At 67.5% G+C, this 14,997-nt stretch carries 11 protein-coding genes; 5 read left to right on the top strand and 6 right to left on the bottom strand.

Annotated elements, in window-relative coordinates; genetic code table 11:
- Nucleotides 1-3: 3 nt before the first annotated feature.
- The gene (locus tag BM436_RS36430) at nt 4-789 is read right to left on the bottom strand and encodes a DUF6602 domain-containing protein (protein ID WP_143133289.1); all 786 of its coding nucleotides are present in this window, start codon (nt 787-789) and stop codon (nt 4-6) included.
- Nucleotides 790-1,275: 486 nt separating this feature from the next.
- On the opposite strand from BM436_RS36430, the gene BM436_RS23610 reads away from it, so the two are divergent.
- Entirely contained in the window at nt 1,276-2,622 is a 1,347-nt protein-coding gene (locus BM436_RS23610; RefSeq protein WP_093557996.1) for a leucine-rich repeat-containing protein kinase family protein, read from the top strand.
- 28 nt (nt 2,623-2,650) lie between these two features.
- On the opposite strand, the gene BM436_RS23605 is transcribed toward BM436_RS23610, so the two are convergent.
- The gene (locus tag BM436_RS23605) at nt 2,651-5,233 is read right to left on the bottom strand and encodes a family 20 glycosylhydrolase (RefSeq protein WP_093557995.1); all 2,583 of its coding nucleotides are present in this window, start codon (nt 5,231-5,233) and stop codon (nt 2,651-2,653) included.
- A 271-nt stretch (nt 5,234-5,504) separates the two neighbouring features.
- Between BM436_RS23605 and BM436_RS23600 the strand changes: the two genes are divergently transcribed.
- Both BM436_RS23600 and BM436_RS23595 read left to right on the top strand, forming a co-directional pair.
- A complete protein-coding gene (locus BM436_RS23600; RefSeq protein WP_093557994.1) occupies nt 5,505-5,885 on the top strand; it encodes a BlaI/MecI/CopY family transcriptional regulator in 381 nt (126 codons plus the stop codon).
- Between the two features lie 70 nt (nt 5,886-5,955).
- Nucleotides 5,956-8,076, top strand: coding sequence for a putative bifunctional diguanylate cyclase/phosphodiesterase (locus BM436_RS23595; RefSeq protein ID WP_093557993.1), 2,121 nt, complete (start codon nt 5,956-5,958; stop codon nt 8,074-8,076).
- Nucleotides 8,077-8,081: 5 nt separating this feature from the next.
- Here BM436_RS23595 and BM436_RS23590 read toward each other — a convergent pair whose 3' ends face one another.
- Entirely contained in the window at nt 8,082-9,302 is a 1,221-nt protein-coding gene (locus BM436_RS23590) for an ROK family transcriptional regulator (RefSeq protein WP_093558076.1), read from the bottom strand.
- 132 nt (nt 9,303-9,434) lie between these two features.
- On the opposite strand from BM436_RS23590, the gene BM436_RS23585 reads away from it, so the two are divergent.
- Both BM436_RS23585 and BM436_RS23580 read left to right on the top strand, forming a co-directional pair.
- Complete coding sequence (locus BM436_RS23585) at nt 9,435-10,376, top strand: PfkB family carbohydrate kinase (RefSeq protein WP_093557992.1); 942 nt, start codon at nt 9,435-9,437, stop codon at nt 10,374-10,376.
- A 139-nt stretch (nt 10,377-10,515) separates the two neighbouring features.
- A complete protein-coding gene (locus BM436_RS23580; RefSeq protein WP_093557991.1) occupies nt 10,516-12,585 on the top strand; it encodes a putative bifunctional diguanylate cyclase/phosphodiesterase in 2,070 nt (689 codons plus the stop codon).
- Between the two features lie 61 nt (nt 12,586-12,646).
- Here BM436_RS23580 and BM436_RS23575 read toward each other — a convergent pair whose 3' ends face one another.
- The 3 genes from BM436_RS23575 to BM436_RS23565 form a co-directional block, all read right to left on the bottom strand.
- Nucleotides 12,647-13,948, bottom strand: a complete 1,302-nt coding sequence (locus tag BM436_RS23575) for a citrate synthase (RefSeq protein ID WP_093557990.1) — start codon at nt 13,946-13,948, stop codon at nt 12,647-12,649.
- A gap of 91 nt (nt 13,949-14,039) precedes the next feature.
- Nucleotides 14,040-14,321, bottom strand: coding sequence for an FAD assembly factor SdhE (locus tag BM436_RS23570; RefSeq protein WP_093557989.1), 282 nt, complete (start codon nt 14,319-14,321; stop codon nt 14,040-14,042).
- A gap of 1 nt (nt 14,322) precedes the next feature.
- Nucleotides 14,323-14,997, bottom strand: a 675-nt coding sequence (locus BM436_RS23565) for a succinate dehydrogenase iron-sulfur subunit (RefSeq protein WP_093557988.1), incomplete at its 5' end; no start/stop codon positions are given.

The following is a 14,997-nucleotide window of genomic DNA, read 5'->3' as shown; positions in this document are numbered from 1 at the left end:
GCGCTACTCTGCCAGGATACTACTGCTGCCATTGACATACCCTTGAAGGTCCGCACTCCAGCCGGTTGGCAGGCTTTGCCACCGATCGAACGATTGCCGCAGAGAGGTTGTAAAGCGAAATAGACGATCCGGGCCAAGCCAACCACGGACGCGATACATGCGCTCGGCGTCGGAATCGACGCCTACGGTTTCGAAGAAGCCAACGCCCAGCGCGTACAGACCGTGCACGTGGGTGGGTGCTCCCAAATCCATCTGTATCGAGCGCAACACGGCGGCAATAGTCTTGGCCTTCCAATTTGGATCGGCTGGAAGCCCAATGATGAAGCTACGCGGAGATATTGCTTCGCGCGGAATACGTTCAGTCTTGGTCTTGCTGCCCGGTATGGGCTTGAGATATCGACGCGTTCGCATGGCCTTCACCGGCACCATACGCTCTATGTCCCCCCGAAGCTTTGAAGCATCTAAGTGCATGGTTATCTCGACAAGACCGCAGACCGCCTCGATCGGAAAGATGGAATGCGCATCGTCATAGAGAAGGGGTGACGCTGCGGAGGGATCACTAATCACTCGATCAATGGCAGGTGACTGCACCGCTGGCGCCGATGTCTGCACGACGGCCCCCTTTCCGCAGCGCAGATGCGGAGGGAGATGTGGAAGGAGCAAATCTCGCTCAATGATCAGTTCGGTTGCACTTCCTTTGCCTGTCCTATCGTCTATGGCTGAGCGTTTTGACTCCAGTGCCTTCATGAGCGAGGCCTCAGCAGCTTGAATTGAAGCTTCAATGGTCATCTCGATCGCCCCCTAAGGGGCCTAACGAATAGTGTTGATCGGCCGCCCCGTTAACAGTCAACTCTCCCAAGCGCTATTGGCGGCGGATAAACCGTATTGAACTGACCGCACCAGCGGCGTTTGTTAATGGAATTGTAAGGTGATGCGGCGCGAAGTCAACGTTCCACTATCATCTTCGGCGTCGAAGTGCATCGGCCACGCGTCCAAACCGGCTTTGCGCGGCCATTTCCTCATCTGTTGAAGTGCCGCCGGGTTGCAACTGGCCTGTGTGCAACGCCGCCCTCCAACGCGGATGCGCCCCAGTCCCTCTACCTGAACGCCCGGCACATCAGCCGGAATTTCCCAACCGGGACTTCCCGGACGCCCATCTGCAGTGAGCAAACGCGTCGTCGCGACCGGGGTGCCTGGGATGCTCAACGGCGTGCGGCGCGGCCCGAAGCCACGAATGGTAAACTCTGCGCTTTCGCGCTCCTCCCACCACCACCAATGCACACCCTCGAACAGCTACGCGCCGGAGAACTGGCCGGCGCCACACGCCTGCGGCTGGCCTGCGGCCTGACCGAATTCCCGCGCGAGATCTTCGACCTGGCCGACACGCTGGAAATCCTGGACCTGTCCGGCAACGCGCTGTCCACGCTGCCGGACGACCTGCCCCGGCTGGCCAAGCTGCGCATCCTGTTCTGCTCCGATAACCAGTTCATCGAACTGCCAAAAGCGCTGGGCGCCTGCCCCGAGTTAAGCATGGTCGGCTTCAAGGCCAACCGCATCCACCACGTGCCGGACCGCTCGCTGCCCGCCAAGCTGCGCTGGCTTATCCTCACCGGCAACGAACTCGAAACGCTGCCCGCCGCCATCGGCGATTGCGCCCAGCTGCAAAAGCTGATGCTCGCCGGTAACCGCCTGCGCGCCCTGCCCGAGGAACTGGCAGCCTGCTCGCGGCTCGAACTGCTGCGCATCGCCGCCAACCGTCTGACCGAACTACCATCCTGGCTCGCCGCGATGCCGCGCCTGGCCTGGCTGGCCTACGCCGGCAATCCCTTCAGCGCTCCCCGCGAGGCCACCGCGGTGGCGGACACGCCCATCGACAGCATCGCCTGGGACGACCTGGCGATCCAGCATCAACTGGGCGAAGGCGCGTCCGGCGTCATCCACCAGGCGCGGCACCGCCACGCCGAAAGCGCGCGGCCCGTGGCCGTCAAGCTGTTCAAGGGCGACGTGACCAGCGACGGTTCGCCGCAAAGCGAAATGGCGGCCTGCGTCGGCGCCGGTGCGCATCCCAACCTGATCCCGGTGCGGGCCCGGGTCCATGGTCATCCGGCCGGCACGCACGGCCTGGTGATGTCGCTGATCGATCCGGCGTTCGGCAATCTCGCGGGACCGCCCAGCCTGGACAGCTGCACGCGCGACGTCTACCCGCCCGCCAAACGCTTCGAGCTGGACGCCATGCTGGCCATCGCCCATGGCATCGCCTCGGCCGCCGGCCACCTGCACCGGCGCGGCATCATGCATGGCGACCTGTACGGCCACAACATCCTGCACTGCGGCCGGGGCCGCGCGCTGCTGGGCGACTTCGGCGCCGCCTCCTTCTACGATCCGGCCGCGCCGCACGCCGCGCAACTGGAGCGGCTCGAAGTGCGCGCCTTCGGCCACTTGCTGGACGAGCTGCTCGAACGCTGCGACGCGCCAGCCGCGTCCCTGCCCGTTCTGGAGCAGCTTCAAGGCCTGGCGAGCGCATGCCGCCAGTCCGACCACCAATCCCGGCCGCTGTTCGGCGTCATCGAATCTCAGCTTGGACGGCTAAGGCAAACGGGCGCCGGCCCGGGAGCCGCCTAGAACCGGGCCGGCGGCCGCCCCCGCCCGGTCAGGGGTGGTCGATGCGGGACACCCAGCCACGCCGCCCGTTGCGGTCGAAGGCGGCCACCGCGATGGCGCCGTGCTCGGAGATCGGTCCGCTGACCAGCGCACTGGCCATGGTCGGGTCGCTGCCGTCGGTGGTGTAGCGCAGCGCCAGGCCGGGGAGCTGGTGGTTGGCCATCACGCGGCCACCCTCGATCATCAGGCCGGGCGGCGCGATGCGGTAGCGCACGCCGCCGTCCTCCAGGTCCAGGCGCGGCAGCACGCGCTTGCCCAGCGCGTTGACGAAGCCGCTCCACGCGGCGCGGTGCAGTACCTTGGCCTTGGCGCCATCGGGCTCGGTGGCCCAGGCCGGGTCGGCAGCCCATGCGCGCTCGGCCAGGGCCAGCATGCGCGGCATGGTCAGGTAATCGATCAGGGCCGGGTCGCGCACGGTCTCGGTGAACAGCGTGCCTTCGAGGCCGCGGATGCGGCGCCGGCCGTCGTCGCCCAGGCCCTCCTTGCCCAGCTTGCGGGCCGGGTCGATATCGGCGTTCCTCAGGTAATCGTAGGGGATGAAGTCGTACACGCGATCGAGTTCGACCGGTCCGTTCCAGTCCACGCCCGGCTCCTCGGCGCTGGCGTTGTGGGCCATGTCGAAATACAGGTTGGTGACGGGCGCCAGCACCACGTCGTAGCCGCCGTTGGCCAGGCGATAGGCGAGATCCTCGGCGCCCTCGGTGTTGTTCCACACGTAGAGCTGGAAGCCGCGCCGGCTGAACACCGGGTTCGGTATCAGCTTGGCCTTGCCTCCCGCCATGACCTTGCGCGCCCCCATCTCCTCCCAACCCGAGGCGCCCAGGCCCCGCTTGCGCAGGATGGTGGCGACACGGTCATAGAAATAGTCCCACAGCCCGGCCGTCGAATCGATGTTCCGCCGCTTCATCAGCGCGGCGGCGCGGGGCGACTTTTCCCATGCCCCATCGGGCAACTCGTCGCCGCCCACGTGCATGGTCTTCAGCGGCACGCCGGCCCGCTTGTGCAGCGCCGCCACCTCGGCCACCACCCGTTCGATGAAGGTGAAAGTCGACTCAAGCCCCGGGTTCATCACGTGGTCCGTGTACAGCTGGGGCGACTTGTAGACGGACCGGTCGTCCGCGTCGCTGAGCAGGTAGCGGCGCGCCTCGGCGGGCCGGCTTTTTTCCAGGCGCCGGTGGCGCGCCTCCATGGCCTTGACGGCGGCGCGCGCGTGGCCCGGCATTTCGATCTCCGGGATCACGTCGATGTGGCGCGCGGCGGCGTAGCGCAGGATCTCGATGTAGTCGGCGCGCGTGTAGTAGCCGCCGCCATGCGGGTCGTCCACGCCGGAACCGGAACCGTAAGCCGGCTCCAGCCGCGTGGCCACCGGTCCGGACTCGTGGCCGCGACGAGCGCCGATGGCGGTCAGCTCCGGGATGCCGGCGATCTCGATGCGCCAGCCCTCGTCGTCGGTCAGGTGGAAATGCAAGGTGTTGAGCTTGTAGCGGGCCATCTGGTCCAGCAGCCTGAACACCGTTTCCTTGCGCTGGAAATTGCGGCTCACATCCAGCAGCAGGCCGCGGTGGGGAAAGCGCGGCGCATCACTGACGGCCAGCGCAGGCAGGTCGAAGGCGGCGCTCGCCTCGACCGGCAGCAGGTCGCGCAGCGACTGCAAGCCCATGGCGACGCCCGCCGCCGTGTTGCCGGCGATGGCGATGCCGGCGACGGGATCGACGCGCAACTCATAAGCTTCCGGCGAGCTCGGGCCGGCGATGGGCCGCAACTCCAGTCGCAGCGGAGGACCGCTCGCGGCACTGGCGGCACTGGCCGCGTTGGCGTTGGCGTTGGCGACGTTTGCGGCAGCGGCGCCGCCGGCATTCGCGGAAAAATGGCGCCGGAAGATGGCGTGCGCCAGCGCGGCCTCGTTGATGAGCGAAGACGGCGCCGTCACGCGCGGCATCGCGGCCACGCGCAATTGCCCGCCGTGCGGCGCCAGCGACCGCGGCGTCGGGAAGATGGGTGGCAGCGCGCCGGCGGGCAAGTCATCGGCCAGCGCGTTGCGCTGGTAGATCGCTTGCGGCGTCGGCGCCGCGCCCGGAACCGCGCCAGGCATGCCGGCCTGGTAGTCGCCGATGGCGAGCCCTGTCGCCGACGCGTCGTCGAACACCAGATACGGCCCGGTGGGCGCCTTCGATATCCGGTTCAGCACGTCCGTGTGGCGGTAGGCGACCGTCAATGCCTGCCCGGGAGCGACGCCGGGAAAACCCGCGCCCGGACGCAGGCGGTACAAGGCGCCGCCGACCTGTTCCAGCGCGAGGCCGCCGTCCAGCGCTCCCGTCTCGATGCCGGCCATGGAATTGAAGTAGATAGCCCAGCCGGCCGGCGGCAGCGGCTTGCTGTCCGGATTGGTGATGACGAAGCGTGCCTCCCGCGCCCCCGACTCCCAGCGCACTTGCAACGCGCTTGCGCCGGCCTTGACGGCGACGGCGGGGATGGCCAGAGGCGGGGGCGTGGCGGCCATGGCGGCCGGGGCGAGCTTGATGGCGATGGCGAGCGCGCTCAGCGCGAAGGCGAGGTTACTGCACGGTTGCATTGCGTGTCCTTAGAAGTGCCGCCGCCACTGGGCCAGTGCGGCGCGCCTGCATGCTATCACCACGCGCCGCGGCTAACCAATGGCTGACCGGCACCATACCGAAATCCATAACAGATTGAATTCAAAAGAATTTTTCCTAGACCGGGCAGGCGAAGCGCTTACATTTACTTACCGTGTACTAGGACGCGCGGAGGGCAAACGGCTAACAAAACTTTACAAAAAAGCCGGCGCCGCAGTAGACAAGATGATCTAGATATTTTATTCTAGTTCCATGACCACCTCCGCCCCGCCCAAACCGACCGCCTCCGAACTGGAAATGCTGCGCCTGCTGTTCGCGCTGGGACCGTCCACCGCCAAGCAGGTGCACGCCGCCGCGCTGGAGTCGCGCCCGGACATGAACTACGCCACCGTGCTGCGCCTGCTGCAGGTGATGCACACCAAGGGCCTGCTGAGCAGGGACGAGAGCCAGCGCGCCCACGTCTACGCGCCGGTGCAGGAACAGGAGTCGGTGCAGACCAGTCTGCTGAAGGACTTGATCCAGAAGGCCTTCTCCGGCTCCGGCAAGGCGCTGGTGCTGGCGGCGCTGCGCGGCGGCCACGTGACGAAGAAGGAACGCGAGGAAATCCAGGCCCTGCTGGACCGGGAAAAATAAGCCGCGCCCGGCCGAACGTCCAAGTACCCCAGCTGTCTATCCGGGTATCGAACACACTCGGGAGTCCGGCATGCCTGTCCATCCCATCAACCAAGCCGACACCTCGGACCTGTGCGGCGAACGCGAGTTGATCAGCGAAGTGGCGCTGAAATCGTTGACCTCCCTGGGTAGCCACAACTTCTGCGTCATCAACAGCGCCGGAAGCCTGATGCTGTGGAACAAGCGTGTCGAGGAAACCTCCCAGATGAGCGCGGAGGAACTGCTGGTCTGCCACGTGACGGACGTGTTCCGGCCGCGCGACCACGACCTGCTGCTGCGGAAAATGCAGGAGGTGCTGCAGCGGGACGCCGAGGTCCAGCTGGAGGCGGACCTGGTGGCCAAGGACGGCCACGCCACGCCCTATCTGTTCTCAGCCAGCCGCTTCGCCTGCGAGGGCAAATATTATATTTTCTGCATGGGCATGGACATCTCGCGGCGCCGCGCGGACGAGAAGGCGCTGCGCCTGCGCGACCGGGCGCTGCACGCCACCAGCAACGGCATCGTCATCACGCGCTGCGACGGCGTCAACAATCCGATCGAATACGTCAATCCGGCGTTCGAGCAGATCACCGGCTACACCGCCGCCGAGGCCATCGGCCTCGACTCGCGCTTCATGGCCGCGCCCGGCCTGGACGAGGTCGAGCGCGGCCAGTTGCGCGAGGCCATCCGCGAGCGGCGCGAAATCAACGTGGTGTTCCGCAACCGGCGCAAGAACGGCGAATTGTTCTGGAACGACCTGGCCATCACCCCGGTGCGCGCCGAGAGCGGCGAGGTGACGCACTTCATCGGCGTCATCAACGACGTGACCGCGCTCAAGCAGCGCACCTCCCACCTGGAGCACGAGGTCAACCACGATCCGCTGACCGGCCTGGCCAACCGCAACCTGCTGTGGGACCGGCTGGAGCAGGCGCTGCACACGGCCCAGCGCAACAAGACGCTGGTGGCCATCATCCTGGTCGACCTGAACAAGTTCAAGCAGATCAACGACACGCTGGGCCACGAGGCCGGCGACGAAGTGCTGAAGATGGCCGCGCGCCGCCTGCAGTCGGCGGTGCGCGAAAGCGACACGGTGGCCCGCCTGAGCGGCGACGAGTTCGTGCTGGTGCTGGCGGACCAACCCTCGCTGCGCTTCACGCTGCGCATGGTGGACCGCCTGTGCGCCGCCATGGGCAAGCCCATGGTGTTCGACGGCAAGGACATCGCGGTCGGCGCCAGCATGGGCGTGAGCATATTCCCGCACGACGGCGTCACCGCCTTCGACCTGGTGCGCGCGGCCGACGTGGCGATGTACCACGCCAAGACCAGCACCGACAAGGAGGTGCACTTTTTCTCCGCCGACATGCGCTCCAGCACGGAGGCCAGGCAAAAGCTGGAATGCGACATGCGCCACGCGCTGGCGGACAACGAACTGTTCATGCTGTACCAGCCCAAGTGGTCGCTGCGCAGCGGCGCCGTGGTGGGCGTCGAGGCGCTGCTGCGCTGGCGCCATCCGGAGCTGGGCGTGCTGCTGCCCACGGCCTTCCTCGGCGACGCCGAGGAGAACGGCCTGATCGTGCCGCTGGGGCGCTGGGCGCTGGAGCACGCCTGCGCCGCGCTGCAGCGCCTGGCCGCGCTGGGCCACGGCGAGCTGCCGCTGTCGGTGAACGCCTCCTACCGCGAGTTCATCCAGGACAATTACATCGCCAACGTCGGCAACACACTGCGCAAGTACGGCATCGCGCCGCGCAATTTCGAGCTGGAGCTGCGCGAGGAGCACCTGACGCGCAATCCCCACCTGTGCCGCGAGGTGGCCCTGGCCGCCAGGGACCTGGGCATCCGGCTGGCGGTCGACGATTTCGGCGCCGGCGCCAGCAACCTGGTCTATCTGCAAAGCATGCCGATCCAGCACCTGAAGCTGACGCGCGCCTCCATCCGCGAAATCGGCTCCCAGGCCGGCACCGGCAAGCAACTGGCCAAGACGCTGATCGACATCGCCCACAACATGAGCATCGAAGTCATCGCCGAGGGCGTGGAGACCGAGGCCCAGCGCGACCTGCTGATCGCATACGGCTGCGACCAGGCCCAGGGCCACATCTTCAGCGCCCCGCTCACCCAGCCGGCGCTGGAGCATTTGCTGGCGGCGGCCCCGGGACACGGCGCCATGAGGAGCTGAACGCCTCAGTCCTCCAGCTTGAGGAACACGTCCCGGTCCGGCGCGAAATTGGCGTACAGCGGCAGCAGCGCGCCGCCCAGCGCGCGGGCGTCCGAGCCTATGGTCCCGGCCAGCACCTGGGGCCGCTGCACGCCCTCCCAGTCGTAGCGTCCCAGCGCGGCCGACACGTCCGCCATCAGGCGCTCCAGCAGCGCGCGGCTGCACGAGCCGTCGATGATCACGCCCTCCGGATCGAGCATGCAGCTGGCGCTGGCGACGGCCATGGCGACGCCGGCCGCCGCGTGCCCGGCCCAGCGCAGGCTGTGCGCCGCCCACGCCCCCTGCATGGCGCGCTCGTCGTAGGCGGCGGCCGGGTCCAGCCCGGCCTGCTCGAACATGCGCTCCAGCCCCAGCAGCGAGGCGGCCGACAGCAGCTGCGGCGGCGCCGCCCGCCCCGGCCCGGCCACGCCCACCGGCAGCGAGCCGACCGCGCCGGCGTTGCCGTTCATGCCCGCGTACAGATTGCTGTCGATGACCAGGCCGCCGCCGATGAAGGTGTCGACGAACAGATACAGGAAGCTCTTGACGCTGCGTCCCCTGCCCGCCACCAGTTCTGCCACGCAGGCGGCGGCGGTGTCCTTGGCGAACATCACCGGCAGGCCGGTGCCGGCCTCGATGCGGCGCGCGATGTCGAGCCGGTTCCAGCGGTCCGCCTCGTCCGGGGCCACGCCCATCAACTCCTGCCAGCTGCCCAGCGACAGCGGCGCCGCCACGCCGATGCCGTGGATGCGTCCGCGCGCCTCCGCCGACAGCGCGGCGCGCATCGCGCCCACTTGCGCGGCGATGGCCTCGAACACCAGCTCCGGGTCGGGGAAGCGGTAGGCCTGCGAGTGGCGCGCGCGCACCGCGCCGGTGAAGTCGAGCAGCAGCACGTCCAGGCTGCGCCGCCCTATCTTGACGCCGATGGCGTAGGCGCCGTCCGGGTTGAGCGCGATCGGCACCGAGGGCTGGCCGATCTTGCCGCGCAGCGGCGCGCGCTTGACCACCAGGCCGTCGTCGAACAGGCGGTTGATGATCAGCGACACGGTTTGCGTGCTGAGCGTGGTCAGCCGCGCCAGGTCCGCCTTCGGCAGGCTGCCGTTCAGGCGGATGGCCTGCAACACCACGCGCTCGTTGAACTGGCGCATGCCGGTCTGGTTGGAGCCGCGCGGGCGCAGGCTGTCGTCGGGGGCGGGATGGTTTTGCATGGCGGCAGTCTGCCCGATCGCCGCCGCGCTGGCAATCGCCGGGCGCGCCACGCCGATTAAATAAAACTTCTTGATTTATTAATCGACCGAACTTATAGTCGAGCCCACACCCGAACATCTTTGGAGACAGCAATGGTAGTGACCTATGGCGAAGCCCTCGTCGACATGATCCAGAAGGCCGACGGACGCTTCAGCGCGGTGCTGGGCGGCGCGGTCTGCAACTTCACGGTGGCCGTGGCGCGCCAGGGCAAGGCGGCCACCTACCTGAACCCGCTGTCCGACGACAGCTTCGGCGACGGTTTCGCCCGCATGCTGGCGGACGCCGGCGTGCGCCTGGGCAGCCCGGAGCGCAGCACCCGCCCCACGTCGCTGGCCGTGGTCACCCTGGACGCCGGCGGCTCGCCCAGCTACACCTTCCACCGCGAGGCCGTGGCCGACCGCGACATCGCGCCCGAACGGGCCAGCGCCGCGCAGCCGGCGGCCATGCGCGTGTTCCAGACCGGCGCGCTGGCGCTGGTGCCGGACGACCTGGACAACACCCTGGCCGTGATGACCAGCGCGGCCGGCGCCGACGCGCTGATCGCGGTGGACGCCAATATGCGGCCGCTGGCCTGCCGCGACCTGGACCGCTACGCCGCCGGCGTGCGCCGCGCCTTGGCCCGCGCCCACCTGATCAAGGTCAGCGAGGAGGACCTGGAACACCTGGGCTACACCGGCGTGCCCCCGGAGGACGCCGCCCGCGCCCTGCTGGACCTGCCGGGCGTGGGCCTGGTGGCGCTGACGCTGGGCGCGGAAGGCGCCGTGCTGCTGTCGCGCCAGGGCACGGTGCGGGTCGGCACGCCGGCGGACCTGCCGGTGGCGGACACGGTCGGCTGCGGCGACTGCTTCCTGGCCGGCCTGGTCGTCAGCCTGGAACATTCGGGCGCGCTGACGCCGTCCGCCCTGGACAAGGCGGACTTGGCGGTGCTGGAACGGGCCGCGCGCTACGCCGTGGCCACCGCCAGCCTGAACGCCATGCGCGACGGCTGCAATCCCCCCACCGCCGACGAGGTGGCGCGCTTCCTGGCCGCCTGATCACCCGCCAAGTGGCGCCCGGCGCGTTCAAGCGGGCGACATGGATTCGTCACTGTTATTAAACTAGTATGTCCTGAACAAGCGCGACAACCATCGCCGCGACGTCCGGGCCATAACTATTAGATGCACAGGGGCGGATATGAAAGACGGGGAACAGGACCCGGCCAGCGAGGTCGGGGCCTCGCAGCTGAGGGACGTGATGAACCTGCTGAGCGGCGCGTTCTACGTCCTGGATGAGGCGGGGCACTTCATACTTTGGAACGAGCAGGTCGAACGCGCCACCGGGCTGGAAGGCGACCGCCTGCGCGCGGTCCACATGCTGGAGCTGTTTCCGCCGGACGAACGGCTGGCCGTGGCGCGCGCCTTCTGCAGCGTGCTCGAGGACCATGAGCACGTCGAATTGCGCGCCCACCTGCAGGTGGACGGCCAGCGCGTCCCCTACATCTTCTTCGGCGCCTGCCTGCTGGCGGGCCAGCGGCGCTACCTGCTGGGCAACGCCATCGACCTGCCCGGCGATTCGCGCCAGAGCGCCGCCCTGGCGCTGCGCGAGCGCGCGCTGCACGCGGCCAGCAACGGCATCGTCATCACCCGCTGCGATGGCGTCGACAATCCCATCGAATACGTGAACCCGGCGTTCGAGCGCATCACCGGCTACAGCCACGACGACGTGGTGGGGCGCGACTCGCGCTTCATGGACGCCGAGGACCTCGACCACGAACAGCGCGAGCAACTGGCGGCGGCGATCGCCGAGCACCGCCCGATCACCGTGGTGATGCGCACCCAGCGCAAGAACGGCGAGCAGTTCTGGAACCACCTGGCCGTGACGCCGGTGCGGGACGGCCAGGGGCAGACCACCCATTTCATCGGCATCCTGGAGGACATCACCGAGCTCAAGCAACGCACCGCGCAGCTGGAACACCAGGTCACGCACGACGCGCTGACCGGCCTGGCCAACCGCACGCTGCTGCGCGACCGGATGGAGCAGGCCATGCTGGCCGCCAGGCGCAGCGGGCGGCGGGTGGCGGTGATCCTGATGGACTTGAACAAGTTCAAGCACATCAACGACACCATGGGCCACGAGGCGGGCGACCGGGTGCTGGCCGGCGTCGGCCACCGGCTGCGTTCGGCCGTGCGCGACACCGACACGGTGGCGCGGCTGGGCGGCGACGAGTTCGTGCTGGTGCTGAGCGACCAGCCCTCGCTGCGCTTCACCTTGGCCATGATCGGCCGCATCCGCGCCGCGCTGGCCGAGGAGCTCGACATCGGCCACTGCAACATCACCGTCGGCGCCAGCATGGGCGTGGCGATCTATCCCAGCGACGGCGACACCTTCAGCCAGATGCTGTGCGCGGCCGACGCCGCCATGTACGAGGGCAAGAAGGGCGGCAGCCACGCGGTGCACTTCTACTCGCCGGAAATGGCCGCCTCGGCCGAGGCCCGGCAAAACCTGGAGCAGGCGTTGCGGGACGCCCTATCGCGCGACCAGATCTACCTGATGTACCAGCCCAACGTCTGCGTGGCCACCGGCAGGCTGCTGGGACTGGAGGCGCTGCTGCGCTGGCGCCACCCGCAGCTGGGCGAACTGCTGCCCGGCGCCTTCCTGCCGGACGCCGAGGAGAACGGCCTGATCGTGCCGCTGGGGCGGCGCGTGCTGGAGGAGGCCTGCGGCCTGATCACGCGCCTGTCGGAGCTGGGCTACCCCGGCGTGCCGGTCTCCATCAACGCCTCGCGCCGCGAATTCAGCCAGCGCGACTACCTGCCCTACATCGCCGAACGGCTGGCGCAGCACCGGGTGGACCCGAACTGCGTGGAGCTGGAAATGCGCGAGGCGCAACTGCTGCACGACCCAGACCAGGCCCAGCGGCTCAGCGCCCGCATGCACAAGATGGGGCTGCGGCTCTCGCTGGACGAGTTCGGCGGCGGCGTCTCCAACCTGAAGTGCCTGCGCGCGCTGGCGATCGACCACCTGAAGATGTCGTCCGCCTCGGTGCGCGAGATCTGCCCGCTGGGGCACAGCGGCGCGCTGGCCAAGACCATGCTGGACATCGGCCAGAACCTCAACATCGAGGTGGTGGCGACCGGCGTCGAAACCCAGGCCCAGCGCGACTTCCTGGCCGCGCACGGCTGCGCCAGCATGCAGGGCCATTACGTGAGCCAGCCGCTGGATGGCCCCGCGCTGGAGCGCTGGCTGGGCGGCCGGCGGCATTGAGCCGGGCCGATAAAAAAAGCGAGCCGAAGCTCGCTTTTTTATTGCCGGGGGCGGGCGTCGATTAACGCTTGTCCAGCGGCGGCACGTCGCGGGCGGTGGCGCCGACGAACAGCTGGCGCGGACGGCCGATCTTCTGTTCCGGATCGGCGATCATCTCGTTCCACTGGGCGATCCAGCCGATGGTGCGGGCCATGGCGAAGATACCGGTGAACAGCGACACCGGAATGCCCAGCGCCGATTGCACGATGCCCGAGTAGAAGTCGACGTTCGGGTACAGCTTGCGCGACACGAAGTACTCGTCGTTCAGCGCGATCTTTTCCAGTTCCATCGCCAGCTTGAACAGCGGGTCGTCCTGCAGGCCCAGCTCTTCCAGCACCTCGTGGCAGGTTTCGCGCATCAGCTTGGCGCGCGGGTCGAAGTTCTTGTACACGCGGTGACCGAAGCCCATCAGCTTGACGCCGGAGTTCTTGTCTTTCACCTGGGCGATGAAGGCGGGGATGTTTTCGACCGAGCCGATTTCCTTCAGCATGGTCAGCGCCGCTTCGTTCGCGCCGCCGTGGGCGGGGCCCCACAGGCAGGCGATGCCGGCCGCGATACAGGCGAACGGGTTGGCGCCCGAGGAACCGGCCAGACGCACGGTCGAGGTCGACGCGTTCTGCTCGTGGTCCGCGTGCAGGATCAGGATGCGGTCCAGCGCGCGCACCAGCACGTCGTTGACCTTGTATTCCTCGCACGGGTTGCCGAACATCATGCGCATGAAGTTGGCGCTGTACGACAGGTCGTTGCGCGGGTACACGAACGGCTGGCCGACCGAGTACTTGTAGGCCATGGCGACCAGGGTCGGCATCTTGGCGATCAGGCGGATGGCCGACACTTCGCGGTGGTGCGGGTCGTTGATGTCCAGCGAGTCGTGGTAGAACGAGGCCAGCGCGCCGACGGTGCCGACCAGCACCGACATCGGGTGCGCGTCGCGACGGAAACCGCGGAAGAAGAACTGCATCTGCTCGTGCACCATGGTGTGCTTGGTGACGGTTTCCACGAACTTGGCCTTCTCGGCCTTGTTCGGCAGTTCGCCGTTCAGCAGCAGGTAGCACGATTCCATGAAGTCGGCGTTCACGGCCAGTTGCTCGATCGGGTAGCCGCGGTACTGCAGCTCGCCCTTGTCGCCGTCGATGTAGGTGATCGACGAGTTGCACGCGGCGGTGGACATGAAGCCCGGGTCGTAGGTGAACTTGCCGGTGGCGCCGTACAGTTTGCGGATGTCGATGACGTCCGGACCGACCGTGCCTTTGTAGATCGGCATTTCAACCGATGGGCTGCCGTCGGAGAACGACAGTGTAGCTTTGGTGTCAGAGGTGTTCATGGGCTCGTCCTTTGGGAGAGATGCAGCTAATAAAAAAAAACTAAAAACTTTCCAGCGGCGCAAGGAACCGGCCCGCTCGGGCCGGCGTCTTTTACGCTAGGCGCAAGCGTTGCAGCAGTGCGCGCACATGCGGCAGATCGACCTCGCCCTCCGGCTCCGAGCGAGCCAGCACCAGATCCATCAGCGCATTGTCCGACAAGTCCAGCAGCCGCGTGAGCGCGTCCACTTCCTCGTCGGTCAATTCGGTTTCGTGCGCATCGAGAAAACGCGTCAGTATGATGTCGTTTTCCAGCAGACCGCGGCGCGCGCGCCAGCGCAGGCGGGCACGGTTGGCGGGGTCTGCCTGATGCGCAGGCTTGGTCGTGTCGCTCATGTCAGATCGCGCGGCGGACCATCAATTCCTTGATCTTGCCGATCGCCTTGTTCGGGTTCAGACCTTTCGGGCAAACGTCGACGCAGTTCATGATCGAGTGGCAGCGGAACAGGCGGTACGGGTCCTCCAGGTTGTCCAGGCGCGCGCCGGTGGCCTCGTCGCGCGAGTCGGCGATGAAGCGGTAGGCTTGCAGCAGGCCGGCCGGGCCGACGAACTTGTCCGGGTTCCACCAGAACGACGGGCACGAGGTCGAGCAGCAGGCGCACAGGATGCATTCGTACAGGCCGTCGAGCTCCTCGCGCTCGGCCGGCGACTGCAGGCGTTCCTTCTCCGGCGGGATCGAGTCGTTGATCAGGAACGGCTTGATCGAATCGTACTGCTTGAAGAACTGCGTCATGTCGACGATCAGGTCGCGGATCACCGGCAGGCCGGGCAGCGGACGCAGCACGATCGGCTCGCTCAGCTCGTTCAGGTTGGTGGTGCAGGCCAGGCCGTTCTTGCCGTTGATGTTCATCGCGTCCGAACCGCACACGCCTTCGCGGCACGAGCGGCGCAGCGCCAGCGAGTCGTCGACGTCGGACTTGATGCGCTGCAGCGCGTCCAGCAGCATCTTGTCGGTGTCCTTCAGTTCGACCGTCAGGTCCTGCATGTAGGGCTTGGCGTCCTGGTCCGGGTC

The organism is Pseudoduganella namucuonensis (genome assembly GCF_900116645.1).
In the GTDB taxonomy this organism is placed as follows: domain Bacteria; phylum Pseudomonadota; class Gammaproteobacteria; order Burkholderiales; family Burkholderiaceae_D; genus Rugamonas; species Rugamonas namucuonensis.
Note: the sequence above shows the minus strand (reverse complement) of the source record. Positions and strands in the feature narration are given on the sequence as shown.

Bases quoted from the DNA above. Each gene is read 5' to 3' on its own strand.
- BM436_RS36430 (WP_143133289.1), bottom strand. From the start codon at position 789: ATGACCATTGAAGCTTCAATTCAAGCTGCTGAGGCCTCGCTCATGAAG.
- BM436_RS23610 (WP_093557996.1), top strand. From the start codon at position 1,276: ATGCACACCCTCGAACAGCTACGCGCCGGAGAACTGGCCGGCGCCACA.
- BM436_RS23605 (WP_093557995.1), bottom strand. From the start codon at position 5,233: ATGCAACCGTGCAGTAACCTCGCCTTCGCGCTGAGCGCGCTCGCCATC.
- BM436_RS23600 (WP_093557994.1), top strand. From the start codon at position 5,505: ATGACCACCTCCGCCCCGCCCAAACCGACCGCCTCCGAACTGGAAATG.
- BM436_RS23595 (WP_093557993.1), top strand. From the start codon at position 5,956: ATGCCTGTCCATCCCATCAACCAAGCCGACACCTCGGACCTGTGCGGC.
- BM436_RS23590 (WP_093558076.1), bottom strand. From the start codon at position 9,302: ATGCAAAACCATCCCGCCCCCGACGACAGCCTGCGCCCGCGCGGCTCC.
- BM436_RS23585 (WP_093557992.1), top strand. From the start codon at position 9,435: ATGGTAGTGACCTATGGCGAAGCCCTCGTCGACATGATCCAGAAGGCC.
- BM436_RS23580 (WP_093557991.1), top strand. From the start codon at position 10,516: ATGAAAGACGGGGAACAGGACCCGGCCAGCGAGGTCGGGGCCTCGCAG.
- BM436_RS23575 (WP_093557990.1), bottom strand. From the start codon at position 13,948: ATGAACACCTCTGACACCAAAGCTACACTGTCGTTCTCCGACGGCAGC.
- BM436_RS23570 (WP_093557989.1), bottom strand. From the start codon at position 14,321: ATGAGCGACACGACCAAGCCTGCGCATCAGGCAGACCCCGCCAACCGT.